At 67.0% G+C, this 23,811-nt stretch carries 25 protein-coding genes and 1 tRNA gene; 10 read left to right on the plus strand and 16 right to left on the minus strand.

All coding sequences use genetic code 11. The features are described from left to right. Window positions 1-20 precede the first annotated feature (20 nt). Together VSR71_RS00910 and VSR71_RS00915 are read left to right on the plus strand one after the other, a co-directional pair. Window positions 21-95: transfer RNA gene (locus VSR71_RS00910), tRNA-Val, on the plus strand. 258 nt (window positions 96-353) lie between these two features. Then, a complete protein-coding gene (locus tag VSR71_RS00915; RefSeq protein ID WP_342912095.1) occupies window positions 354-2,387 on the plus strand; it encodes a sensor domain-containing diguanylate cyclase in 2,034 nt (677 codons plus the stop codon). 89 nt (window positions 2,388-2,476) lie between these two features. Here VSR71_RS00915 and VSR71_RS00920 read toward each other — a convergent pair whose 3' ends face one another. The 6 genes from VSR71_RS00920 to VSR71_RS00945 all read right to left on the minus strand — a co-directional run bounded on the left by VSR71_RS00920 (window position 2,477) and on the right by VSR71_RS00945 (window position 8,659). Then, complete coding sequence (locus VSR71_RS00920) at window positions 2,477-4,207, minus strand: ABC transporter substrate-binding protein (RefSeq protein WP_342912665.1); 1,731 nt, start codon at window positions 4,205-4,207, stop codon at window positions 2,477-2,479. Between the two features lie 132 nt (window positions 4,208-4,339). Then, window positions 4,340-4,648: a DUF2160 domain-containing protein gene (locus VSR71_RS00925; RefSeq protein WP_342912666.1), complete on the minus strand. Its 309-nt coding sequence runs from the start codon at window positions 4,646-4,648 to the stop codon at window positions 4,340-4,342. Between the two features lie 28 nt (window positions 4,649-4,676). Further along, window positions 4,677-5,507 carry a carbohydrate ABC transporter permease gene (locus tag VSR71_RS00930; protein ID WP_342912096.1) on the minus strand — a complete coding sequence of 277 codons (831 nt, stop codon included), beginning with the start codon at window positions 5,505-5,507 and terminating at the stop codon, window positions 4,677-4,679. Continuing rightward, the gene (locus VSR71_RS00935; protein WP_133096068.1) at window positions 5,500-6,384 is read right to left on the minus strand and encodes a carbohydrate ABC transporter permease; all 885 of its coding nucleotides are present in this window, start codon (window positions 6,382-6,384) and stop codon (window positions 5,500-5,502) included. The genes VSR71_RS00930 and VSR71_RS00935 overlap by 8 nt, the downstream gene beginning before the upstream one ends. Further along, the gene (locus tag VSR71_RS00940; protein ID WP_342912097.1) at window positions 6,381-7,508 is read right to left on the minus strand and encodes an ABC transporter ATP-binding protein; all 1,128 of its coding nucleotides are present in this window, start codon (window positions 7,506-7,508) and stop codon (window positions 6,381-6,383) included. Before VSR71_RS00940 ends, VSR71_RS00935 begins: the two co-directional genes overlap by 4 nt. Before the next feature lie 2 nt (window positions 7,509-7,510). After that, window positions 7,511-8,659: an ABC transporter ATP-binding protein gene (locus VSR71_RS00945; RefSeq protein ID WP_342912098.1), complete on the minus strand. Its 1,149-nt coding sequence runs from the start codon at window positions 8,657-8,659 to the stop codon at window positions 7,511-7,513. Between the two features lie 156 nt (window positions 8,660-8,815). Here VSR71_RS00945 and VSR71_RS00950 point away from each other — a divergent pair, with 156 nt between their 5' ends. Further along, window positions 8,816-9,586 carry a DeoR/GlpR family DNA-binding transcription regulator gene (locus VSR71_RS00950; RefSeq protein WP_342912099.1) on the plus strand — a complete coding sequence of 257 codons (771 nt, stop codon included), beginning with the start codon at window positions 8,816-8,818 and terminating at the stop codon, window positions 9,584-9,586. A gap of 169 nt (window positions 9,587-9,755) precedes the next feature. On the opposite strand, the gene purU is transcribed toward VSR71_RS00950, so the two are convergent. Together purU and VSR71_RS00960 are read right to left on the minus strand one after the other, a co-directional pair. Continuing rightward, window positions 9,756-10,622: a formyltetrahydrofolate deformylase gene (gene purU / locus VSR71_RS00955; protein WP_342912100.1), complete on the minus strand. Its 867-nt coding sequence runs from the start codon at window positions 10,620-10,622 to the stop codon at window positions 9,756-9,758. Window positions 10,623-10,727: 105 nt separating this feature from the next. Beyond that, on the minus strand, window positions 10,728-11,666 hold the full coding sequence (locus VSR71_RS00960) for an NUDIX hydrolase (RefSeq protein ID WP_342912101.1): 939 nt from the start codon (window positions 11,664-11,666) through the stop codon (window positions 10,728-10,730). 56 nt (window positions 11,667-11,722) lie between these two features. Between VSR71_RS00960 and glpK the strand changes: the two genes are divergently transcribed. The 4 genes from glpK to VSR71_RS00980 all read left to right on the plus strand — a co-directional run bounded on the left by glpK (window position 11,723) and on the right by VSR71_RS00980 (window position 15,884). After that, entirely contained in the window at window positions 11,723-13,297 is a 1,575-nt protein-coding gene (gene glpK, locus VSR71_RS00965; RefSeq protein ID WP_342912102.1) for a glycerol kinase GlpK, read from the plus strand. Between the two features lie 54 nt (window positions 13,298-13,351). Beyond that, window positions 13,352-14,998 (plus strand): glycerol-3-phosphate dehydrogenase/oxidase, encoded by a 1,647-nt coding sequence (locus VSR71_RS00970; protein ID WP_342912103.1) that lies wholly within the window; start codon window positions 13,352-13,354, stop codon window positions 14,996-14,998. 37 nt (window positions 14,999-15,035) lie between these two features. Next, complete coding sequence (locus VSR71_RS00975; protein ID WP_342912104.1) at window positions 15,036-15,410, plus strand: MliC family protein; 375 nt, start codon at window positions 15,036-15,038, stop codon at window positions 15,408-15,410. A gap of 93 nt (window positions 15,411-15,503) precedes the next feature. Continuing rightward, a complete protein-coding gene (locus tag VSR71_RS00980) occupies window positions 15,504-15,884 on the plus strand; it encodes a hypothetical protein (RefSeq protein ID WP_342912105.1) in 381 nt (126 codons plus the stop codon). Between the two features lie 63 nt (window positions 15,885-15,947). Here VSR71_RS00980 and VSR71_RS00985 read toward each other — a convergent pair whose 3' ends face one another. From VSR71_RS00985 to VSR71_RS01000, 4 genes are all read right to left on the minus strand, one after another. After that, window positions 15,948-16,241: a hypothetical protein gene (locus tag VSR71_RS00985; protein ID WP_342912667.1), complete on the minus strand. Its 294-nt coding sequence runs from the start codon at window positions 16,239-16,241 to the stop codon at window positions 15,948-15,950. A gap of 91 nt (window positions 16,242-16,332) precedes the next feature. After that, entirely contained in the window at window positions 16,333-16,557 is a 225-nt protein-coding gene (locus VSR71_RS00990; RefSeq protein WP_029046345.1) for a hypothetical protein, read from the minus strand. Between the two features lie 125 nt (window positions 16,558-16,682). Next, window positions 16,683-17,096 (minus strand): YXWGXW repeat-containing protein, encoded by a 414-nt coding sequence (locus tag VSR71_RS00995; RefSeq protein ID WP_342912106.1) that lies wholly within the window; start codon window positions 17,094-17,096, stop codon window positions 16,683-16,685. A 127-nt stretch (window positions 17,097-17,223) separates the two neighbouring features. Next, window positions 17,224-17,427: a hypothetical protein gene (locus VSR71_RS01000; protein ID WP_342912107.1), complete on the minus strand. Its 204-nt coding sequence runs from the start codon at window positions 17,425-17,427 to the stop codon at window positions 17,224-17,226. A gap of 403 nt (window positions 17,428-17,830) precedes the next feature. Here VSR71_RS01000 and VSR71_RS01005 point away from each other — a divergent pair, with 403 nt between their 5' ends. From VSR71_RS01005 to VSR71_RS01015, 3 genes are read left to right on the plus strand one after another with little or no spacing between them, the layout of a single operon-like run. After that, entirely contained in the window at window positions 17,831-18,427 is a 597-nt protein-coding gene (locus VSR71_RS01005; RefSeq protein ID WP_342912108.1) for a YfiR family protein, read from the plus strand. After that, a complete protein-coding gene (locus VSR71_RS01010) occupies window positions 18,424-19,689 on the plus strand; it encodes a diguanylate cyclase domain-containing protein (RefSeq protein ID WP_342912109.1) in 1,266 nt (421 codons plus the stop codon). Before VSR71_RS01005 ends, VSR71_RS01010 begins: the two co-directional genes overlap by 4 nt. A gap of 8 nt (window positions 19,690-19,697) precedes the next feature. Continuing rightward, entirely contained in the window at window positions 19,698-20,024 is a 327-nt protein-coding gene (locus VSR71_RS01015; protein ID WP_342912110.1) for a hypothetical protein, read from the plus strand. Between the two features lie 4 nt (window positions 20,025-20,028). Here the strand turns inward: VSR71_RS01015 and VSR71_RS01020 are convergent, their stop codons facing one another. From VSR71_RS01020 to VSR71_RS01035, 4 genes are all read right to left on the minus strand, one after another. Then, on the minus strand, window positions 20,029-20,304 hold the full coding sequence (locus VSR71_RS01020) for a hypothetical protein (protein WP_209753719.1): 276 nt from the start codon (window positions 20,302-20,304) through the stop codon (window positions 20,029-20,031). A gap of 53 nt (window positions 20,305-20,357) precedes the next feature. Continuing rightward, window positions 20,358-21,206, minus strand: coding sequence for a D-amino acid aminotransferase (locus tag VSR71_RS01025; protein WP_342912111.1), 849 nt, complete (start codon window positions 21,204-21,206; stop codon window positions 20,358-20,360). A 383-nt stretch (window positions 21,207-21,589) separates the two neighbouring features. Next, window positions 21,590-21,895 (minus strand): hypothetical protein, encoded by a 306-nt coding sequence (locus tag VSR71_RS01030; protein ID WP_342912112.1) that lies wholly within the window; start codon window positions 21,893-21,895, stop codon window positions 21,590-21,592. A 108-nt stretch (window positions 21,896-22,003) separates the two neighbouring features. Further along, window positions 22,004-23,104, minus strand: coding sequence for an acyltransferase (locus VSR71_RS01035; protein ID WP_342912113.1), 1,101 nt, complete (start codon window positions 23,102-23,104; stop codon window positions 22,004-22,006). Window positions 23,105-23,811 lie beyond the last annotated feature (707 nt).

Raw genomic sequence — 23,811 nt, forward strand, 5'->3', positions numbered from 1 at the left:
GGCAACGACGATGCAGAAAGGGGTGGTTAGCTCAGCGGTAGAGCACTGCCTTCACACGGCAGGGGTCACAGGTTCAATCCCTGTACCACCCACCAGCATTCAGGAAAAGCCAGCCTCGCGCTGGCTTTTTTCTTTTGCGGCGCCCCCGCCCCGCTTCTGCGGGGCGCAAGATGCACCCTTCCATCGCGCCTTCCGCATACCTGCAACAGCCGCCTGAATCTTGTTGCAAACAGTTTCGAATTCACCCTTGACATCTGCTAATCTTGAACGCATGGCTCGGCAATGGGCGAGGCAGGCACGATAAAGCCCTGGGACCGGGACACGGGTCAGTGCGCACAAGAAAGACGTCAATCATGCAGCACTCTTTGAAGTACCGGATGGCGTTGGCCACGGCGGGTGTGGTGACGCTGATCATCGTGCTGCGCGCGCTCTACGCCCAGTACTACGCCTACGACAGCCTCAAGCACCTGCGGCAGCAGCAACAGGACACGCTGGTCGAGCTGGTGGCGGAGCAGCTGGACGAAAAGGTGCAAAGCCGTGCCGCGGCGTTGCGCCGCCTGGCCCGGCAGCTGTCGCCGATGCTTGCCGCCAGGCCGGCCGAGCTGCGACGCGCCGCCGAAGGCATGGTCGACATGCCGGACCAGTTCAACGCCGTCTTCCTTGCCGCTCCCGACGGCCAGCTGGTATTCAGCACCGCCGTGCCGGACAGCGTGCGCCTGCGGGTGGACGACCGCGACTATTTCCGTGATGTCCTGCGCGGCCAGCCGCTCGCGGTGTCGGACCTGATCCAGGGCAAGCTGACCAACGCACCGGGCATGGTGCTGGCCGTGCCGCTGCACGGGCCCAACGGCGAATTGCGCGGCGTGGTCGGCGGCGTGCTGAACCTGTCGGCCAGCAATTTCCTGCGCGAGCTGGCGCACAGCCGGGTCGGTGTCACCGGCAGCTTCTGCCTGGTGTCGGCCGGCGCCAGTCCGCGCTATGCCATGCATCCCGATTCCAGCCGCGTGCTGACGCCGGCGCGCGCGGTCGACGAGACCTGCGGCGCAGATCGTCCCGCCTCGATGCTGGAAGTGGTCAGGCCGACGCAGCCCATCGTGGCGCGCTACCTGCTGCAGTCCAACGGCTGGGAAGTGGTGGCCGTGCTGCCGGCGGCCGAGGCCTACGCCGTGCTGGTCGATGTGCGCCAGCGCACGATGGTCATTGCCGGGCTGTCGCTCCTTGCCGCCGCCGCGCTGATGTGGCTGGTGATGCGCCGGCTGCTGGCGCCGTTGCAGCGGCTGCACCGCGCCGTGCGCCAGATTGCCACCAACCCCTCCGCACTGGCGGACCTGCCCACCGGCCGGGCCGACGAAATCGGCGAGCTTGCCACCAGTTTTGCCGAGGTGGTGACGCAGCTGTCCGAGCGCGAGGCCGCACTGCAAGCCGCCAAGGACCGCGCCGCGGAGAGCGAAAAGCGCATCGAGGCCATCGCCAACCACGTGCCTGACTTCGTCTCCTTCATCGACCGGCAACAGCGTTACGCCTTCGTCAACCAGGCCTACGCACAGCACTACGGAGTGCCGGCGCAGCAGATCGTCGGGCTGTCCTTGCGCGAGCTGTGGGGCACCCAGGAATACATGGCCTGCCAGCCGTACCTGGAACAGGCCTTCGCCGGCCGCGCGGTGACGTTCACGCGCGAAAGCCCGGATGGCAACGAATGCATGGAAGTCACCTACCAGCCCGCCTGGAACGATGCCCAGGACACCGTGGTCGGCCTGCACATGTTCGCGCGCAATGTGACGCACGAGCGCCAGAAGCTGCGCAACCTGGAGGCACAGACCGTCTCGGACCATCTCACCGGCCTGCTCAACCGCAAGGGCTTCGACCGGCGCCTGGCGGAATGCATGGCACGCACGAGCGCCGGCGGCCGCGCGCAGGCCCTGCTGCTGGTGGACCTGGACGACTTCAAGGCGGTCAACGACAACTACGGCCATCCGGTCGGCGACCGCCTGCTGGTGGCGTTCGCGCAGCGGCTGCGTGCCTGCGTGCGCAAGGGCGACGCGGTCGCGCGCATTGGCGGCGACGAGTTCGCGGTAATCCTGGACGGTGTATCCGACCGCAGCGCGATGGATTCGGTTGCCAACGCCATCGTGCAGGCCGCGCGCATGCCGCTGGTGATCGACGGGCATTCGCTGTCGGCCACGGCAAGCGTCGGTTCGGCGCTGCATGAGGGGCACCAGGTCATGACCGTCAGCGAGCTGTTCATGCACGCGGACATGGCGCTGTACCAGGCCAAGCGGCACGGCAAGGCGCGCTATGCGGCGCAGCCCGATTGCACCGCTGTGGACAATGCCGGCTCCGGGGTGGTTCCGGCGCCTTCCCAGGAGCCTGCCGGCTTGCCGGCCTAGCGGATAAGAAACGAAACGGGCGCACCAGGCGCCCGTTGCATGTGACAGCGCGCCCGGAGCCAGGCCTTGCGGCCTGCAGGCGCCGCTGGTCAGCGCACCTTGCCCTCCTTCCATGCCTGCAGCAGCTTGTCATAAGGGATGGTCTCGCCCTTCGGCTTCTCGTTGGCCAGCTTCTTCCACGGCGCGTGGTCGCTCGACAGCCACTTGGCCGGGTCGCCCTTCGGGTTGAGCTTGGGCGCGCAGTTGCTCATGCCTGCGCGCTGCAGCCGTGCCATCACCTGGTCCATCTCGTCGGCGAGCGTGTCCATGGCGGCCTGCGGGGTTTTCTCGCCGGTCACCGCGGTGGCCACGTTCTTCCACCACAGCTGCGCCAGCTTGGGATAGTCGGGCACGTTGGTGCCGGTCGGCGTCCAGGCCACGCGCGCCGGGCTGCGGTAGAACTCGATCAGGCCGCCATACTTGGCCGCGTTCTTGGTGAGGTAGTCGTGGTTGATGTCGCTGTCGCGGATAAAGGTGAGACCGGTCAGCGACTTCTTCAGCGATACCGTCTTCGAGGTGACGAACTGCGCGTACAGCCACGCCCCGGCGAGCTTGTTGGGATCGGTGTTCTTGAAGAAGGTCCACGAGCCCACGTCCTGGTAGCCGTTCTGCATGCCCTGCTTCCAGTACGGGCCGTAAGGCGACGGTGCCATGCGCCACTTGGGCGAGCCGTCGGCATTGACCACCGGCAGGCCCTTCTTGGTCATGTCGGCGGTAAAGGCGGTGTACCAGAAGATCTGCTGCGCCACCTGCCCTTGCGCCGGCACCGGCCCGGCCTCGGAGAAGGTCATGCCCATCGCCTGCGGCGGCGCGTATTTCTTCATCCAGTCGATGTACTTGGTCAGCGCGTAGACCGCCGCCGGGCTGTTGGTGGCGCCGCCGCGCGCGACCGAAGCGCCGACCGGCGTGCACTTGTCCTCGGCCACGCGGATGCCCCACTCGTCGACCGGCATGCCGTTGGGCAGGCCCTTGTCGGCGGTGCCCGCCATCGACAGCCAGGCATCGGTGAAGCGCCAGCCCAGCGAGGGGTCCTTCTTGCCGTAGTCCATGTGGCCGTACACCTTCTTGCCGTCGAGCTCCTTCACGTCGTTGGTGAAGAAGTTGGCGATGTCTTCATAGGCGGACCAGTTGGTCGGCACGCCCAGGTCGTAGCCGTACTTGGCCTTGAACTTGTCCTGCAGGTCCTTGCGCGCGAACCAGTCGGCGCGGAACCAGTAGAGGTTGGCGAACTGCTGGTCGGGCAGTTGGTAGAGCTTGCCGTCCGGCGCGGTGGTGAACTTGGTGCCGATGAAGTCCTTCACGTCCAGGCCCGGGTTGGTCCACTCCTTGCCCGCGCCGTTCATGTAGTCGGTCAGCGGCAGGATCGAGCCATAGCGATAGTGCGTGCCGATCAGGTCCGAATCGGAAATCCAGCCGTCGTAGATCGACTTGCCGGACTGCATCGAGGTCTGCAGCTTCTCGACCACGTCGCCTTCCTGGATCAGGTCATGGTTGACCTTGATCCCGGTGATCTCCTCGAATGCCTTGGCCAGTGTCTTGGACTCGTACTCATGCGTGGTGATGGTCTCGGACACCACGTTGATCTGCGTGACACCCTTGGCCTTGAGCTTGGCGGCGGCGTCGATAAACCACTTCATCTCCGCCTGCTGCCTGTCCTTGGACAGCGACGAGGGCTGGAACTCATTGTCGATCCACTTCTTCGCTTCCGCCTCGCCAGCCAGCGCGGAGGTGCCGCAAGCCAGCGCAGCCGCGCAGGCAAGGGCCGTCATCCCCAACTTCACGTGCACTTTCATCGGTGTCTCCTCATGGATTCCCCTCCCCGGCTATGGTCTCGGTGGCGGCCCCGGGGCAGGGATAAGCCGCTATACCGCAATCTCTTATCGAAGCGGAAACTGCCGGTTCCGATGCGCCGGTCAGCCCTTGCGCAGGATCAGCGCCAGGACCAGCATCGAGCCGCCGAAGCTGATCCAGACCGACGGTTCCTCGGCCAGGGACAGCCACGCGGTGAGCTTCTCGCCCAGCCCGACCCATGCCAGGTTGACCCACGCCGCGCACATCAGGCCGATGAACAGCCGGTCGCCGCGCGTGGTGGCGATCGGCAGGAAGCCCTTGCGCAGCACCGAAGGCGAACGGACTTCCAGGATGGTCATGCCGATCAGCATGACAACAATGCAGGCGAAGAACACCGCGACCGGTGTCGTCCACACCATCCAGCTCAGCATTGCCATGTCTCCTTGTCTTGTGTGCGCATTACACGCGCCCCATCGCGAAGCCCTTCGCGATGTAGTGCCGCACGAACCAGATCACGATGCCGCCCGGCACGATGGTCAGCACGCCGGCCGCGGCCAGCACGCCCCAGTCCATGCCCGAAGCCGACACCGTGCGCGTCATGGTGGCCACGATCGGCTTGGCGTTGACCGAGGTCAGCGTGCGCGCCAGCAGCAGTTCCACCCAGCTGAACATGAAGCAGAAGAACGCCGCCACCCCCACGCCGGCCTTGATCAGCGGCAGGAAGATGGTCAGGAAAAAGCGCGGGAAGGAATAGCCATCGACATAGGCGGTCTCGTCGATCTCGCGCGGCACGCCCGACATGAAGCCCTCCAGGATCCACACCGCCAGCGGCACGTTGAAGACCAGGTGCGCCAGCGCCACGCCCAGGTGCGTGTCCATCAGGCCGATGGTGCTGTACAGCTGGAAGAACGGCAGCAGGAACACCGCGGGCGGCGTCATGCGGTTGGTCAGCAGCCAGAAGAACACATGCTTGTCGCCGATGAACTGGTAGCGTGAAAACGCATAGGCCGCCGGCAGCGCGACCGCGATCGAGATCACCGTGTTCATCGCCACGTAGATCATCGAGTTGAGGTAGCCGGAGTACCACGACGGGTCGGTGAAGATGGTCTTGTAGTGCTCCAGCGTGAATTCGGCCGGCCACAGCGACAGCGTGGAGACAATTTCCTCGTTGGTCTTGAACGACATGTTCACCATCCAGTAGATCGGCACGATGGCGAACAGCAGGTAGACCAGCAGGAAGCCGCCGCGCCACCATGTCGTGGTGGTTGCCTGGGTGCGGATTTCAGCCATGGGGCATGTCCTCGCTGCCGGCGGTGCCTGCGCGCTGCATCCAGTTGTAGAGGATGAAGCACAGAAGCAGGATGATCAGGAAATAGACGATGGAAAACGCCGCCGCCGGGCCAAGGTCAAACTGGCCCACGGCCTTCTGCGTCAGGTATTGCGACAGGAACGTGGTGGCGTTGCCGGGGCCGCCGCCGGTCAGCACAAAGGGCTCCGTATAGATCATGAAGCTGTCCATGAAGCGCAGCAGCACCGCGATCATCAGCACCCCGCGCAGCTTGGGCAGCTGGATGTGGCGGAACACGGCCAGCCGCGAGGCACCATCGATCTGCGCGGCCTGGTAGTAGGCGTCGGGAATCGCGCGCAGGCCCGCGTAGCAGAGCAGCGCCACCAGCGGCGTCCAGTGCCAGACGTCCATCACCAGCACCGTCACCCAGGCATCGAAGGCGCTGCCGGTGTAGTTGTAGTCGAAGCCCATCGCCTCGAGCGCGGCGCCGAGCAGGCCGATATCGGTGCGCCCGAAGATCTGCCAGATGGTGCCGACCACGTTCCACGGGATCAGCAGCGACAGCGCGATGATCACCAGCGCCGCCGATGCCTTCCAGCCCCTGGCCGGCATCGACAGCGCCAGCAGGATGCCGAGCGGGATCTCCACCAGCAGCACCGCCAGCGAGAAGCCCAGCTGGCGCAGCAGCGCGTCATGCAGTTCGCCGTCGCGCAGCACGGTGCGGAACCATTCGGTGCCGACAAAGACGCGCCGCTCGGGCGAAATGATGTCCTGCACCGAGTAGTTGACGATGGTCATCAGCGGCAGGATCGCCGAGAACGCCACGCATGCCACCACCGGCAACACCAGCAGCCAGGCCTTCTGGTTGACAGGCTTCATGACACCAGTTCCTCGTTGACGTAGTAGCAGGTATGGCGGTTGAACACCGACAGCCAGGCCGTGTCGCCGGGCCGCAACGCGGCTGCCTCGGCGCCCAGCCGGGCGCGCAGTGTGCCGGCCGGGTTGGCGGGCTGGGTGCCCGCTTCCTGCACGCTGCCAGTCACCAGCCAGTAGGTGCCGATATCCTGCGCGCGCTGCACCTGTGCCGGCACCGCCTGCATGTCGCGCACCTCGCGCTCCGGTGCCAGTTGCAGGTACTCGGGCCGCACGCCGATGCGGAAGCTGCCCGCCGCGCGCAAGGCCGCGGCCACCGATGGCGCCAGCGCCGGCGTGTAGCGTCGGCCGGCCACCTCGATGGCATCGTCGCGCCACTGGCCCGGCAGGAAGTTCATGCCGGGCGAGCCGATGAAATGCCCGACGAAGGTATGCGCCGGCCGCTCGAACAGCGCGTCGGCCGGCCCGACCTGCACCGCCTTGCCGCGCGACATCACCACCACCTGGTCGGCGAAAGTCAGCGCCTCGGTCTGGTCGTGGGTGACGTAGATCAGCGTCAGGCGGAATTCGTGGTGGATCTCCTTGAGCTTGCGCCGCAGCTGCCATTTCAGCTGCGGGTCGATCACCGTCAGCGGCTCGTCGAACAGGATCGCCGAGACGTCATGCCGCACCAGTCCGCGGCCCAGCGAGATCTTCTGCTTGGCGTCTGCGGCGAGGCCGCTGGCGCGGCGGTCCAGCGTGGCCGACAGCTCCAGCATCTCGGCCACGCGGCCGACGCGCTCGCGCACCTGTGCCTCCGGCACGCCGCGGTTGCGCAGCGGGAAGGCCAGGTTTTCGCCGACAGTCATGGTGTCGTAGATCACCGGGAACTGGAACACCTGGGCAATATTGCGCGCCTGCGGCGTGGCGCCCGTGACGTCGCGTCCGTCGAAGGCAATGGTGCCGTGCGAAGGCCGCAGCAGCCCGGAAATGCAGTTCAGCAGCGTGGTCTTGCCGCAGCCGGACGGGCCCAGCAGCGCGTAGGCGCCGCCGTCCTCGAAGGTGAACTTCAGCGGCAGCAACGCGTAGTCGTCATCGTTGCGCGGATGCGGCAGGTAGGAGTGTGCAAGATCGAGGTCGATGCGTGCCATCGTCAGGCCCCCGCCGCCGCGGCACCGGCCGCCGCCCCGCCCGGCACATCCGCCGCCAGCCCGCCGGGCCGCCGGGGCGCGTGGATGCGCCGGCCGGCCGCGTCGAACAGGTAGATCTGGTCAGGCAACAGGTGCAAGGACACCGGTTCGCCCAGCTGCAGGTCGAGCACGCCGGCAAACTGCGCCACCAGGTTGCCCACCGGCGTATCGGCATGGATGAAGGTGTCCGAGCCCGACAGCTCGGCCAGGGCCACGCGCCCCGCTATCGCGACCGCGCCCGCGCCCGGTTCGCCGGCCAGGCGCAGCGCCGACGCGCGCACGCCCACGGTGACCGGTCCGTCGCCGCCGCCGGCGCCGGACACCGGCACCGAGATGCCGCCGGCGAGCGTGACCCAGCCGCCGTTGAGCGTGCCCGCGATCAGGTTCATCGGCGGATCGTTGAAGGCGCGCGCCACGCGCAGCGAATCGGGATAGTGGAAGACGTCGGCGGTCGGGCCGTACTGCAGCAGTTCGCCGGCATCGAGCACGGCCGTATAGCCGCCCAGCAGCAGCGCCTCGCCGGGTTCGGTGGTGGCGTAGACCACGGTTGCATCACCATGTGCGAACAGCTGCGACAGCTCTTCGCGCAGTTCTTCGCGCAGCTTGTAGTCCAGGTTGACCAGCGGCTCGTCCAGCAGCATCAGCGGCGCTTCCTTGGCCAGCGCACGCGCCAGCGCCACGCGCTGCTGCTGGCCGCCCGAAAGCTCCGACGGATAGCGGTCGAGCAGGTGGTCGATATGCAGCCGCGCCGCCAGTTCGCGCACGCGCGCGCCAATGTCAGTGCCGGCTGCGCCCTTGCGCCGCAGCCGCAAACGCAGCGGCGAGGCAATGTTGTCGAAGACCTTGAGCGACGGGTAGTTGATGAACTGCTGGTAGACCATCGACACATTGCGCTCGCGCACCGGCACGCCGGTAACGTCATGGCCGTCGACCAGCACGCGGCCGGCGCTGGGCCGGTCGAGCCCCGCCATCACGCGCATCAGCGAAGTCTTGCCCGCCTGGGTGGCGCCCAGCAGGATGGTCACCGCGCCGGGAACCGGCGCCAGCGTCATCGGATAGAGATACGCCTGCGAACCTGCGTGCTGCGCCACGGCCTCCAAACTCAGCTGCATCCGGCCTCCATGTTCGATATGCTTTCCGCATCACCACATTCCGCGCAACGCAGGCGCACAATTCTTGGCTTTCGACCGTTTTAGTAATAAAACGAACAGAAAACAAGTGTGCACCGCATCATTTGTTTTCGTTTCTGTTTGAACTAGAATCCCGGCATGACGCTCAATCCCCGCCAGACCGCCCTGCTCGAAGAAGTCCGCAGCCAGGGCTTTGCTTCCATCGACGAGCTTGCGCGCAAGTTCGGCGTCACGCTCCAGACGGTGCGCCGGGACGTCAACCTGCTGGCCGAGAACGGCATGCTGGCGCGCTTCCATGGCGGGGTGCGGGTAGAGGGCTCCACCACCGAGAACATCGCCTACCGGCAGCGGCAGGTGCTGAATGCCGAGGGCAAGGCGCGCATTGCGCGCGCGGTGGCGGCGGCGGTGCCGGAGGGCTGCTCGCTGATCCTGAACATCGGCACCACGGTGGAAGAGATCGCGCGCGAGCTGATGCAACATCGCGGGCTGCGCGTGATCACCAACAACCTGAACGTGGCCAATATCCTCGCGGACAACCCCGACTGCGAGGTCATCGTCGCCGGCGGCGTGCTGCGCTCGCGCGACCGCGGCATCGTCGGCGAGGCCACAGTCGAGTTCATCCGGCAGTTCAAGGTGGATATCGGCCTGATCGGCATCTCGGGCATCGAGACGGATGGCACGCTGCGCGACTACGACTTCCGCGAGGTCAAGGTGGCGCGGACCATCATCGAGCATTCACGCGAGGTCTGGCTGGCGGCGGATACCAGCAAGTTCAACCGCCAGGCCATGGTGGAGCTGGCGCATGTGTCGCAGGTCGACCGGCTGTTCACCGATGAGCCGCTGGCGGCACCGTTCGACCGGATCCTGGCCGACAGTGGGGTGAAGTGTGTGGTGGCGGAGCGGGAATGAGCCTGCCGGACGTCCGGCTGCTGCTTCTGCGCATGCGGAAGCGGGGCTGGTGTTGATGGCGGGAGGCGGGGAGGTGCATGCCGCGTCGGCTGCGCGACAGGCCTGCCCTCTCCCCCGGCCCCTCTCCCGCGCGCGGGAGAGGGGAGCAACCCCTCGGGAAATCGAAGGCTTACTTGAAGACGACGGTCTTGTGGCCGTTCAGCAGGATGCGGCGTTCGGCGTGCCACTTGACCGCGCGGGCCAGCGCCACGCATTCCACGTCGCGGCCCACGGCGGTGAGCTGGTCCGGGTCCATGCTGTGGTCGACGCGCTCGATTTCCTGCTCGATGATCGGGCCTTCGTCCAGGTCGGCGGTGACATAGTGCGCGGTCGCGCCGATCAGCTTCACGCCGCGGTCGTGCGCCTGGTAGTAGGGCTTGGCGCCCTTGAAGCTGGGCAGGAACGAGTGGTGGATATTGATGGCGCGGCCGGCCAGCTTGCGGCACAGGTCGTCGGACAGCACCTGCATGTAGCGCGCCAGCACCACCAGGTCGATCTTCTGCTCCTGCACCACGTCGAACACGCGCGCCTCCTGCGCGGCCTTCTGCTCGGCCGAGGCGTTCATCAGCGGCAGGTGGAAGAACGGCACGTCATACGATGCGGCCAGCTGGTAGAAGTCGCGGTGATTGGACACGATCGCCGCGATCTCGACCGGCAGGCCGCCCACCTTGGCGCGGAACAGCAGGTCGTTCAGGCAGTGGCCGATCTTGGACACCATGATCATCACGCGCGGCTTGACCGAGGCGTCGTTCAGCTCCCACTGCATTCCGAACTGGTCGCCCACCGGCGCGAACGCCGCCTTCAGCGCGCCCAGGTCCGGGCCGCCCGCGGTCGCGCTGAAGTGCACCCGCATGAAGAAGCGGCCGGTGTACGCGTCACCGTACTGGTCCGAGTCGACGATATTGCAGCCGTGCTGGAACAGCAGGCCCGAGACGGCATGGACGATGCCCGGCTGGTCGGGGCACGAAAGGGTCAGGATGAATCCGGTGGTGCTCATGGTGTGTGGTTCTGTCGGAGGGGCGCGGTGTATGAGCGCAAAGGCCATGAAGGCCGCGAAGACGGTGAAAGCCGTCAAAGCGCGGGCCAGGCCCGCTGCGCAAGCTCAAGCGCGACGGTCTTCGGTGCCCGGCCAGCCGCGCCGGCGAAGGGCATCCAGCGTCACCAGCGTGGCGTCGACCGTCATGGCGCCGCTCGACATGATATCAAGCAATGCGGCCATCCCCACGCGCTTGTGTTCGCTGACCTCGCCATCCTGGTTGCTCGGGACGAATCCTGGCGGCAGCATCAGGTCATAGACATAGACCTGTTCCCATTGCACGCCTTCGGGCAGGTCGCGCAGCACCTCGATCATGCCGTGCGGCTGCACGCGCCAGGCCAGCGCCGGCGGGATGCCGGATTCTTCCTCGCACTCGCGCACCAGCGTGGCCAACGGGTCGCTGCCGTGCGGCATGCCGCCGGCGACCAGGTTGTCCCACATGCCGGGGTCGACCGACTTGGCCGGGCTGCGCCGCGAGATCCACAGCACGGGGCCGGCTTCGTCGGTTTCCACGATGCCGTTCATGTGCGAGGCAAAGGTCAGCAAACCCAGGAAGCGCGCGGCGGCCCGCTCCACCGCCGCGAGCGCGGGTGCGTCCAGGGCCGACGTGACCGCGAACAGTTCATGGCGCCAGCCGCGCACGTGCCCGGCGTCGGCCAATTGGTGCGCGAGCGCGGCCAGCGCGGCGCTCAGCACGTCGAAGCCGGATCGTCCCGGCAGCAGTTCCACCGCGGCGGTGCCGTCCGCGGCGCCCTCCTCCGGCCCGAGGATGCAGCCCATGCCGCGCAGGATCGCGGCATGCGACCGTGGCAGCCAGCCGACCTGCTGGCCGCCCACCATCAGTCGCAGCTTGCTGGCGGGATCGAAGCGGGTGCGCGCCGCCAGCGAGGCGGCGATGCGTGCCATGTGGCTGGCGTCGGCGCCATTGCCGGATGGAACGCCGGATGGAACGCCCGACGAAGCACCAGACGGCTCAGCGGGCGGCAGAGAAAAGATTTCGGCCATGTCAGATCGGGGCGCCGGCCGGGCCGGCGCATGTTGTCATTTTCAGGATTGAACGCATGAACCAGGCAGCAACGCAAGCCCAGGGGCAGCACCCCGGCCGAGGCCGGCACGCTTCCGAGCCGCAATTTGTGCTGGCGCTCGACCAGGGCACCAGCAGCTCGCGCGCGATCCTGTTCGACCACGCCGGCAGCGTGGTGCGGCTGGCGCAGCGCGAGTTCCGCCAATACTACCCACATCCAGGCCATGTCGAGCACGATCCGTACGAAATCTGGCAGTCGCAGCTGGCGGTAGCGCACGAAGTGCTGGCCGATGCCGGCATCTCCGCCACGCAGGTGCGCGCCATCGGCATCACCAACCAGCGCGAAACCACGATCCTGTGGGACCGCAAGACCGGCGAGCCGGTCGGACGCGCGCTGGTCTGGCAGGACCGCCGCACCGCGCCGATGTGCGAGGCGCTGCAGGCAGCCGGCCATGGCGAGCTGTTCCGCGAGAAGACCGGGCTGATCGTCGATGCGTATTTCTCCGGCACCAAGCTGCGCTGGATGCTCGACAACATCGAGGGTGCCCGCGAACGCGCGCAGCGCGGCGAACTGGCGTTCGGCACGGTCGACAGCTGGCTGATCTGGCAACTGACCGACGGCGCGCGCCACGTCACGGACGTGTCAAACGCCTCGCGCACGATGCTGTTCAATATCCACCGCTTCGAGTGGGACGACGCGCTGCTGGCGCTGCTCGACATCCCGCATGCGCTGCTGCCCGAGGTGGTGCCGTCCAGCGGCGAGGTGGCGCGCACCGCGGCGCGGCTGTTCGGCGTGGAGATCCCGATCGCGGGCATCGCGGGCGACCAGCAGGCGGCCACCTTCGGCCAGGCCTGCCTGTCGCCGGGCATGGCCAAGAACACCTATGGCACCGGCTGCTTCCTGCTCATGAATACCGGCACCGAGCCGGTGACATCGCACAACCGGCTGCTGACCACCATCGGCTGGCAGTTCGGCGGGCAAACCCAGTATTGCCTGGAGGGCGGCGTCTTCATGGGCGGCGCCACCATCCAGTGGCTGCGCGACGGACTGAAGATCATCAACAGCGCGCCCGAAGTCGAGCCGCTCGCGCGGCAGTGCGAGGACACCGGCGGCGTGGTGCTGGTGCCAGCCTTTGCCGGCCTGGGCGCGCCGCACTGGGACGCCTTCGCGCGCGGCACGCTGGTCGGCATGACGCGCGGCACCGGCCGGCCGCAGCTGGCGCGCGCGGCGCTGGAATCGATCGCGTTGCAGAGCGTCGATGTGCTGGAAGCCATGCAGAAGGACGCCGGCATCGCGCTGGCCGAGCTGCGCGTGGACGGCGGCGCCTCGCGCAGCGACCTGCTGATGCAGATGCAGGCCGACCTGCTCGGCACATCGGTGGTCCGCCCGCGCGTGACCGAGACCACTGCGCTGGGCGCCGCCTACCTCGCCGGCCTGGCCACCGGCTACTGGAGCGACCCCGCCCAGATCGCGCAGCAATGGCAGGTGGAGCAGCGCTTCGAGCCCAATCTGTCGGCCGATGAACGCGGCCACCGGCTGGCGCGCTGGCGCCGCGCCGTCGAGCGCGCCCGCGACTGGGCGCGCGAGGACGAAGCCGGCGGCCACGGCTGAACCCCGGCCCGCCCCCGCCCCGCCAAGACCGTACACACCCCCGAGCCTAGCGCCATGCAGAAAGTCTCCACCCCGACCCAGCCTCCCACCCGGGCCGCCCTGCTTTCCACCCTGGAGCGCGAACCGCGCTGGGACGTCATCGTCATCGGCGGCGGCGCCACCGGCCTCGGCACCGCGGTCGATGCCGCCTCGCGCGGCTATCGCACGCTGCTGGTCGAAGCCGCCGATTTTGCCAAGGGCACCTCGAGCAAGGCCACCAAGCTTGTGCACGGCGGCGTGCGCTACCTGGCACAGGGCAATATCGGCCTGGTGCGCGAGGCCCTGCACGAGCGCGGCCTGCTCGCGCGCAACGCGCCGCACCTGGTGTGGCCGCTGGGCTTCGTGGTGCCGGCGTACCAGATGTTCGACCAGCCCTTCTACGGCATCGGCCTGAAGGTCTACGACATGCTCGCCGGCAACCTCAACCTGGCCGGCAGCCGCTGGCTGAACCACCATGAGGTGCTGGCCGCCGCCCCAAACCTGGCCGAGCACGTCAGCGGGCGCCCGCTGCGCGGCGGCAACCTGTATTTCGACGGTCAGTTCGACGATGCGCGGCTGGCGGTGGCGCTGATGCGCACCCTGTTCGACGTGGGCGGCACCGCGGTCAACTACATGCGCGTAACCGGCCTGAGCCAGCAAGGCGGCGTGATCAGCGGCGTCACCGTCCAGGACGCACTGGGCGAGGCCACGTTCCGGCTGCGCGCGGACTGCGTGATCAATGCCACCGGGGTCTGGGTCGACGCGGTGCGCCAGATGGAGGACGGCCATGCCCGCACCCTGGTGGCGCCGAGCCAGGGCGTGCACCTGACGCTGCCGCGCAGCTTCCTGCCGGGCGAGCGCGCCATCCTGATTCCAAGGACCGACGACGGCCGGGTGCTGTTCGTGGTGCCGTGGAACGGCCATACCATTGTCGGCACCACGGATACGCCGCGGCGCGACCTGCCTCTCGAGCCCGATGCCGGTGCCGACGATGTCGATTTCATCCTCGAGACCGCCTCGCGCTACCTGGCCAAGGATCCCACCCGCGCCGACGTCACCAGCGTCTGGGCCGGGCTGCGGCCCCTGGTCAAGGCTACCGGCGAAGCGTCCACCGCATCGCTGTCGCGCGAGCATACGATCCTGGTCTCGAAGGCGGGCCTGATCACGGTCACCGGCGGCAAGTGGACCACCTATCGCAAGATGGCGGAAGACGTGATCGACACCGCGATCCAGCGGCAGATGGTGCGCGCCGCGCGATGCGTGACCGCCGAGCTGCAGCTGCACGGAGCCGCCGGACTGCCGGCGGAACTGCCGCTGGCGGATGCGGCCGCGCCGGACCGCTACTACGGCAATGAGCTGGCCACGCTGCGCGCCCTGCCCGGCCATGACCGCGTGCTGGCGGCAGCATCGGGCCTGACCGAAGCCCATGTCCGTTTCGCGGCCCGGCACGAACTGGCACGGCGCGTCGAAGACGTGCTGGCGCGCCGCAACCGCGTGCTGTTCCTCGACGCGCGCGCCGCGCTGCAGGCCGCGCCGGCAGTGGCCGCGGTCCTGGCCGAAGAGTTCGGGGAAAGCCAGGCCTGGCAGGCGCGCGAGCTCGACAGTTTCCGCACGCTCGCCGCTGGCTATATGCTGGACAGCGCCGCGCAGCCCGAGAAACCGGCCGCCACCGCCCGCGCCTGAACCGGCTGACACAACCATTGGAACAAGCCCATCAACCATGAATCGCCCGACTCTGAACGCAACCCGCGGCGCGCTGCTGCTTGCATGGCTGGCCGCGGTTGGCAGCGCCAGTGCCGCGCGGGCCCCCGGCATCGACGGCGTGCGCTTTACCGACGTGCGTACCGTGCGCTACCAATGCGACGGTGACAAGACGCTGACCGTGCGCTACTTCAACAGCGCGGACAACCAGGCCGCCGTGTTCCGCATGGACGGCAAGCCGGTGCTGGCGGTGGCCACGGTTTCGGGGTCCGGCGCGCGCTATGTCGGCGGGCGCTACGAATGGTGGACCAAGGGCGATACCGGCACGCTGCGCGACCTGATGCAACAGGAAAATGCCGCGGCGACGCTGTCGAATTGCCAGGCAAAGCCCTAGCCGAAGGGCATGCATCGTTACCAGATCCGACGCCGACGTTTGAGGCAACGGCGTTCCGGGCGATAATGCGGGGATTGAATTTGGGAGAACACCATGGACGAGATTGAAGATCTGTCCGATCTGCCGATGCCCCGCTTTATCTGGGGCTTCGCCGTTATCGCCGGCAAAAGCGGCGAGGTCATGCACGACGAGTTCGAGTATCTGACCCACACCCGCAGCCCGCGCTTTACGTGCCGCGTGGTCGAGCTGGAAGACATGCCGGCCGAAAGCGAGGAAGACGCCATCGACGGCCGCATCGTCCATCATGACGATCCGCGCCGGATGTTCTATATCACCGACGCCGGCATGGCGCTGGTCAACTTCCAGCTGTTCGACAAGATGCCGGACATGCAGAAGTTCAAGCGTGTCTGCGACGAAGCCATCGCCAACTGGATGCTGCGCCGCGAATTCCTCGACGAGGAGGAAGAGGACTGACCCCCCGCTTCCGGCCCCGCCGGATCGTTGCGGCCGCCTGCGCGGCCGCACCTCTCACCTCTGTCAGGCCTGGTCTTGCTCCGGCGGCAGCGCGCCCGTCAGCAATTCATTGAGCAGGCCGCTCATGCCACCGGGATGATTGACGGCCAGCGCCTGCAGGCGCCGCGCCAGCGTGGCGTCCAGCTTGCACGCGAACGGCACCAGGCCCTGCTCCTGGTCCAGCCGGCGCTGTTCACGGCGATCCGGCCGCGCCCCGGCGCCGCCAGGAATCCCGCCCCGGGCCGCCGAGGCCTGTTTCAGGCTGTTGGCGATCTTCAGGCCCTTGTTCTTTTCCAGGTCCGTTTTCTTCACGGCAATTTCCGAAAGTCTGTCGAGGCCGGCATTGTACGCGCAGGCTGCGGCCTGCCACGGCAACGTCCGCGCTGGAACATGCTCCGAGATCCGCGCGCTATGTGTCGCTGACTTCGATCAGCTCGGCCGCCACGCGCTGGATTTCCGCGTAGACCGGGATCGCGTCCATCGGGCCGGTGCAGCCTACCGCCGTCGCCTGGCTGGCATCCGCCCCCGGCGGCAGGAAGACAAAGGCCATGCCGGGCTGCCAGCCTGGATGCTTGCGCAGGCTGTCATTGAGGATGTCGAGATACTGCGCGCGCGTGAAGACGTGCCTTGCCATCGCTACCTCCGGATCCACTGCCGATGCGCCCCGAGGACGCGGCATCATGGCGGGGATCGTAGCATGGCAACCATGGCCGGCGTCACCTTGCGGCGCCGGCCCGTGCACGCCTCAGCGCATCCGCGTCAACACTCGCCCTTCTTGGCGTGGCCCGGCGGGCAGTGGTAATCCTTGCCCTTGTTGCCCTTGCCGTTGCCCTTGGAGCCGCCCTGGTCCCAGCGACCCGGCACCAGCACCCAGCCATCGCGCGACTGGATCCAGCGCGGCGACTCATAGACATAGCCAGGCCGCTCGCGCTCCCAGCGGCCGGTCTTCCACGCGTGCTTATGGCGATGGTCGTCCCAGTCCCAGTAGCCCGGCATCCAGACATAGCCGGGGCGCGGGGCGGGAATGGCCTCGTACATCGGAGCCGGCGGCGGCACGCCGATGGCAATATTGACCGACACCTGGGCCATCGACGCCGCACTGAAGGCAAGGCTGGAACCCAGCACGGCCGCCAGCAAGACGGTCCGGATGGGCCGGAGCGCTAGATTTGTCATGAAATCCCTTTCTTCATGGAGGAACGCACGCACAGTCTAGCGCGCGCCGCCACGGCGCCATGCAAGAAAAGGTGTCGGTGGATCACAAAGATGCCGGCGCGCAACACTCGCTTGCACGCCGGCGGCATCAGTGATCCTCTGCCATTGCCTTGAGCTGGGCTTCGCCGGCATCGCGCGCGGCGTCCGCGGTGGTGAAGGTATCGTCCGAGACGATGGCGCGCCGGACCTCCCGCGCATCGAAGTCGACCAGCGCAACCACCCAGACGTAGCGCCCAGCCTGGGGAGCGGTCTGCACGAAAGCTTTCAGGTTCGGCCGGGATTCACTCGTCATGATGCATCTCCTTGAGAAACGTTCTGGAAACGTCGTTGAGGGAAGTGCCGTAACACAAAGGTGTCTGAAAACTCTAGCACACGGTCTGTGCCCTTACCCGGCTTGCCCGGCCTCCCACACTGCACCCGAACTCGCCCGCCTGGGTGGCGGCCTCGTCGGCAGGGACCTGGGCTGGCAGCGAGGCGGTGCCCGGAATCCCATTGCATGAGTTGCGTGCGGCACGCGAGGCCCGGGCTACGGCACCCTTCAGTCAGCATCGCGGCAACCGATAATCAGTCCACTGGCCGCCGCCGGCCCGCAGTTCGACCCACGCTTGACCGCCCGGAACCGGCGCCCGGACAATAGCCGCGGCTGCGGTAACCGAACCACCACAATCGCAGCGCACACGCTCCGCCCCCGAACCATGGCTCCTGCCCCGGCCAGCGCCACACCCCTCTCCCACGCGCGCCAACGACCGCTGTTGCGCCGGTGGGCGCCCGCCCTGCTCGGCGCCACCCTCGCCTTGCTGCCCGCGGTGCTGCCGCCGGCGGTCACGGCGCAGCCTGCGCCACAGCGCACCGAGTTGGTGGCGCGCGTGGTCTTCAGCCTGCTCGGCTATGCGCGCTGGCCCGTCGAGCGCGACACCGTACGGCTGTGCGTCGACAACGCCAGCCGTTATTCCTCCCGCCTGATGGAAGGCGGCACGCTTGCCACCGGCCGGCCGGTGCAGCCGCGCCACGTCGACGTGCTGGCCGATACGCTCCAGCCGGGCTGCGATGCGCTCTACGTCGGTGTCATGAATGAAGCCCGGCGCAAGCGGTTGTCGGCCGATCTGACCGGCCGCCCGGTGCTGGTGATCGCCGAAGAAGACTTCGAGTGCGAGGTCGGCAGCATGTTCTGCCTGAACATCCGCGAGACCCAGGTTTCGTTCCGCGTCAATCTCGACACGCTCGCCCGCAGCGGCGTGCACGTCCACCCCGGCGTACTGCAGCTGGGCCGGCGCAAGGGGTCGACATCATGAGCCCGCGCCAGCCCGGACCGGCCGCCGCGCCGCGTCCCACGCTTTACAGCGTGCTGGGCCGCATTCACCTGGGTGTGGCGCTGATCGCCGTGATTACCGCCGGCCTGCTGCTGACGACGATCGGCGTTACCGCATTGCGCGTCTATGCGGACCACAACCTGCGGCTGGTGGCTCGCTCGATCGCCTACACGCTGGAAGCGCCGGTGGTGTTTCGCGACCAGGCGGCGACCGGTGAGACGCTGGCCGTCATCGCCGCGTCGGAAGACATCGCGCGCGCGACCGTCTACGACGCCGACAACCGCGTGCTGGCCGAGTGGCAGCGCCCCGGGCAGCCGCAGCTGACCGGCCTGCGCCAGGCGCTGGCCGAATGGCTGAGCATGAACGCGGTGGAGCAGCCGATCGTGCACCAGGCGCAGCAGGTCGGCCTGCTGCGGGTCAGCGGCGATCCCCGCAACCTGCTGCAATTTTTGCTGCGAGGGGCACTGGGACTGCTCGGCTGCCTGTTGCTGACGGCGGTCGGCGCACATTACCTGGCCAGCCGCATGCTGGTGCAGATTGTCGAGCCGCTGCGCAACCTGATGCGGGTGGCGCACGCGGTGCGCTCCGAACGAGACTTCGCGCAGCGCACGCCACCGGCGCGCATCGCCGAGCTCAACGCGCTCAGCGACGACTTCAACGGGCTGCTCGATGAGCTGCAGACGTGGCAGAACCAGATGCAGCACGAAAACCGCTCGCTCGCCCACCGTGCCAACCATGATGCGCTGACCGGGCTGCTGAACCGCGCCGCCTTCGTCGAAGCGCTGGAGCATGCGGTGCGACATGCCGCGGCCAACCATGAATATGCGGCGGTGCTGTATCTCGACAGCGACGGCTTCAAGGACATCAACGACCGGCACGGGCATGCCTCGGGGGACGCGGTGCTGGTGGCCATGGCGCAGCGCATCCGTGCCAGCCTGCGCAATGGCGACACCGTGGCGCGCATCGGCGGCGACGAGTTCGCGGTGCTGGCCGCGCGCCTGCGCGCGCCGGCCGACGCCATCCATATCGCCGAACATATCCTGCAAGCCATGACCGAACCGATCGCGCTGCCCGACGGCGCCTCGGTGCAAGCGTCCGTGAGCATCGGCCTGGCCGTGTTCCCGGTCCACGCGCAGGCCAGCCAGGCGCTGCTGCACGCGGCCGATGCCGCCATGTATGGCGCCAAGCGGCGCTCCGGCGGCATCTGGCAAAGCGCCGAGCCACGCCTGGATGTTACGCTGTGAGTCTCCGCATGACTGCTCCCACGCCCCCGGCCGTGTTGAAACCTGTCTGGAAATCCTGCGCCTGCGCCATTGCCGCCAGCCTGCTGCTGGCGGCATGCCAGACCGCGCCGGTCGCAACCGGGCTGTCGGCGGCGCAAATCACCGTGCTGCAGCGCGAAGGCTTTGCACTGACCAGCGAGGGCTGGGAACTCGGCCTGACCGACAAGGTTCTGTTCGGATTCAATGAAGACCTCGAAGTGCGCGGCCTGGGCAAGAGCCGCCCGGTGGCGGACAACCGCACCGCAGCTGGCCGCGCCGAGAACCGGCGCGTGGCCATCATCGTTTCGGTCGACTGACGCTTCAGTCGCCGAATGGATTGGGCGCGCGGTTCTCGAGCGACTCGTTCAGGTCGAACTCGTCGCGCACCTTGTCGACCACCGCGCGGATGCTGGCCTCATAGCCGGTTGCATTGCCGAAGCCGCTCATGTCCCAGTTGCGGCCGCGGGCATCGCGCGCATGCGGAACCGGCGCGGGCACCCGGACCTTGGCGCCATCCTCGCCGACTTCATAGATTTGCTGGATGCGCCGGCTGACCTCGTCCTGCAGGGCATGCCGGCCACGCTCGCGCTTGGCCATGGCTGACTCCTCGATGCATGCGCTGGCATGCTACCACGGTGCGCCAGCGTGGTTCAAAGTGCCGTGATCGCGGCCTGATAGGCCGCGTAGAGCCGCGCGAAGACCGGTCCGGGCGCGCCGGCGCCGATGGTGCGGCCGTCGATAGTAACCACCGGCAGCAGTTCCTTGCTTGCCGACGACAGCAGCACTTCGTCCGCCGCGAACAGGTCTTCCCTGGCGATCCGGCGCACTTCCAGCGGAATCTCCAGCGCCGCGCAGACCTCTTCCATAAAACCGTAGCGGATGCCTTCCAGGATCAGGTTGTCCTTGGGCGGCGCCAGCACGCGGCCATCGCGCACCACCCAGACGTTGGACGACGAGGCTTCGGTCAGCCAGCCGTCGCGGAACTGGATCGCTTCGGTCACCCCGTGCTCCGCGGCATACTGCGCTGCCAGCACGTTGCCGAGCAGCGAGGTCGACTTGATCTGGCAATTCAGCCAGCGCCGGTCCTCCATCGTCACGCAAGCCACGCCCTGTTCGCGCATGTGCGCGGCTGGCAGCGCCATCGGGTTGGTCATGATCAGCACCGTCGGCACGACTTCCTTGGGAAAGGCATGCGCACGCCGGGCTACGCCGCGCGTCACCTGGATATAGATCATCTGGTCCGACATCCCGTTGGCCCGGACCACTTCGTCGATCAGTGCCTGCCACTGCGTGGCGCTGTGGGGATCGGGAATCCCGATCGCCTCCAGGCTGCGGTGCAGGCGCGCAAGATGCTGCGCTCCGCGGAACGGCTTGCCGCCGTAATACGGGATGACCTCATAGATGCCATCGCCAAAGATAAAGCCGCGGTCGAGGACCGGGATGCGGGCTTCGGACAGCGGGGTCAGGGAACCATTGAGGTGGACGACGGGGTCGGTCATGGGGCTTGAGGCAGTGGAGAGAATGAAACAATTCTTTCACAGGCCCCAGGGCGAGGTTATGCGCAATTTGCATCGGCTCGTAACCCGAATGGCGCAGCAACCCACCATGAAGCATGGATACCCATTAACCCATGTGGGGGTGTTCGCTGCAGCACTTCCCGCCCAGAATCAAGGGGTCGTGAGTTGACCCCTCTCGGCATTTCCCGCAGCCCGCCATCGTGCGGGCTTTTTTTTGCATCACCAGAATTGGGGATGCGCGCCGTGCCGGCAACGGCGACGATAAGACCGGGCGGACTGCGACACGCCCAACGCCACTTGAAGCCCTCGCCTACCCTGGCCGGGGGCTTTTTCTTTTCGAATTCGTTGCGTGAGCCAATGCCCGGTCATAGCGGGCAAGGCGGCCGGAATGCCGGCACGACGGCACAGGAGCCCGACGCGGGCATTTCGGACTCCTGCGCATCCGGGAGCACGGGAGCGCCTTCCTCCGCGGCATTGACCGAACAAGGGCCGGAGTTCAGCGCTACCGAAGCAAACGGGCCGGGCAGGCACGGCACCACCAGCTCGATGCCCGCCAGACTCCTCGCCTTGGCATAGAAGGCGCTGCGTCCGGGCATGACGTCCAGCAACTCGGGCACCAGCATCAAGGTGAGCAGCGAGAACATGGACAGCCAGGCAACCGGTGACGGCATGGCACGGACCCCCGATGGCAGTTTGCACCCCCGTGGTTTCCAGTGTCCTCCAGGCGCTCTCCCTTGACCATGCCTGTTCCCGCTGCGTTAGGTGTGGTGGCGCACAAGCTATGATCGACCGGATGCGTGCGTAACGGCCATTGGCGGAGCCTGCCGGTGGCGTGCCCCGAACCGGCGATTGATCCATGAGCGCATCGGCTTCTCCACCAGGTAGTGGAGGAGAACGGCGGCGCCCAGCGTGAGGAGCAACAGCAGCACCGACTGCTGCCAGCCGGGCATGGCGGCCAGATCGGGCAGGCGGCTCCGGGCGAACGCGAACAGGTACTGGGGAATCCGCTGCACGATGTAGAGGCAGTACGACACCTCGCCCAGAAACACCAGCGCGCTTACCGACAGCACGCGCGTCATTGCATCCTTTTCATAAGACAGCGAGAAGATCAGCCCGGCCGCGCCCGCAACGAACAGGGTGTCCACGCCCAGCCCGACGGCGATGGCACAGACGAGCAGCGAGATGGCGGCACCGAGCACGCAGCCGTCGTATTCCGGCATGGCTTCGCGCAGGCGGCACAGCAGCACGCCAAGCATGAACTCCGGAAGCAGCCGTGCGATGCCTCCGCTGAGCGAAAGATGCTCGGGCGAGGTTGCCTCCACCAGCGCAAGCACCGCCAGCGCGCACGCCGCCATCAGCAGGATGCGGGTCTTGTTCATGCGCGGCGCCGCGAGCACGAACAGCGGAAACCAGACATAGGCGAACCATTCCGCGCTGACCGACCAGCCGACGTCATTCCACCCCGCGGGCCCGGCATAGCGCCAGGCGCTCAGCAGCAGCAATGCCGACACGAATTTCGAAGTCGTGTAATCGACGGTTCCGACCACGCCCGTATGCAGCACCACGTCGCGCAGCATCACCGCGGCCGCAAAAACCAGCAGGCAGGTAACATAGGCCGGATAGATCCGTGCAACGCGCGCCACGATAAATGCCCGCCAGTCCAGCCGCTTACCGGGTGAGGGCGCGTACTGATATGCCAGGATAAAACCGCTCAGCACAAAAAAGCCGTCGACGCCGAGATAGCCATGGTCAAAGAAGGTGCTGGTGAAGCCAAGGTCGAAGTACGCGCCCTCCGCGCCATAGTGATGGAACCAGTGCCTGCACAGCACCCACAAGGCAAGCAGCCATCGCAGGCTTGTCAACGGTTTGAATTGACGCATATGCCCTTCTTCGTAGCCAGTGTTCACAGGCATAACTGTGCCAACACGCCGATACGCGTTCGGTGCGGTTGGCGACGCGTTGACGTTTCACGCCCGCATCGAGCCGCGGATGCTTGTCGTCCAGGCACAACACTTCTATTTAGAGGGATGCGCGAACCCACGCGGCTGTACGACCATCGTCATGGGCGGTTCCGCGACTCGCCCACCACTACTTCAAGCCCTCGCCTACCCTGGCCGAGGGCTTTTTCTTTGGTTGGCGCAAAGAGGCTGTGGCCCATCCGCACCGCAACAAATCTTTACAACTGAGCCCGTGAATTCCTGCCGGGTTGCCCTAGCCTTCCCCCATGCTTTCCGAAGGAGACGGCCATGCCTTCGTCACGGGACACATTCAGGTTGCGCCGTCCTGGGCGCCGGACGATGAATTGGCATGACGTTGCCTTGATATGGGTAGCGTGGATCGGATTGTGTGTGGGGTTTGGGTGGACGCTTTCCAAAGCGGCCGGCACCTTCGAATAGGGCTCCGCTGCGCCCACATCGCCCCCCTTCGAAACAGGGACAGGAAATGGTTCCCCCACCAGATGGGGATGCTAATGTCTTTACATTTGCCGGAGAATGCTGGGGTCGTGAGTTGACCCCTCTCGGCTTTCTACCCAAAGCCCGCCGATGCGCGGGCTCTTTTTTCATTCAGACCCGTCGGGAAGCTGCCA

It is taken from the genome of Cupriavidus oxalaticus (assembly GCF_038900635.1).
Classification (GTDB): Bacteria; Pseudomonadota; Gammaproteobacteria; order Burkholderiales; family Burkholderiaceae; genus Cupriavidus; species Cupriavidus oxalaticus_B.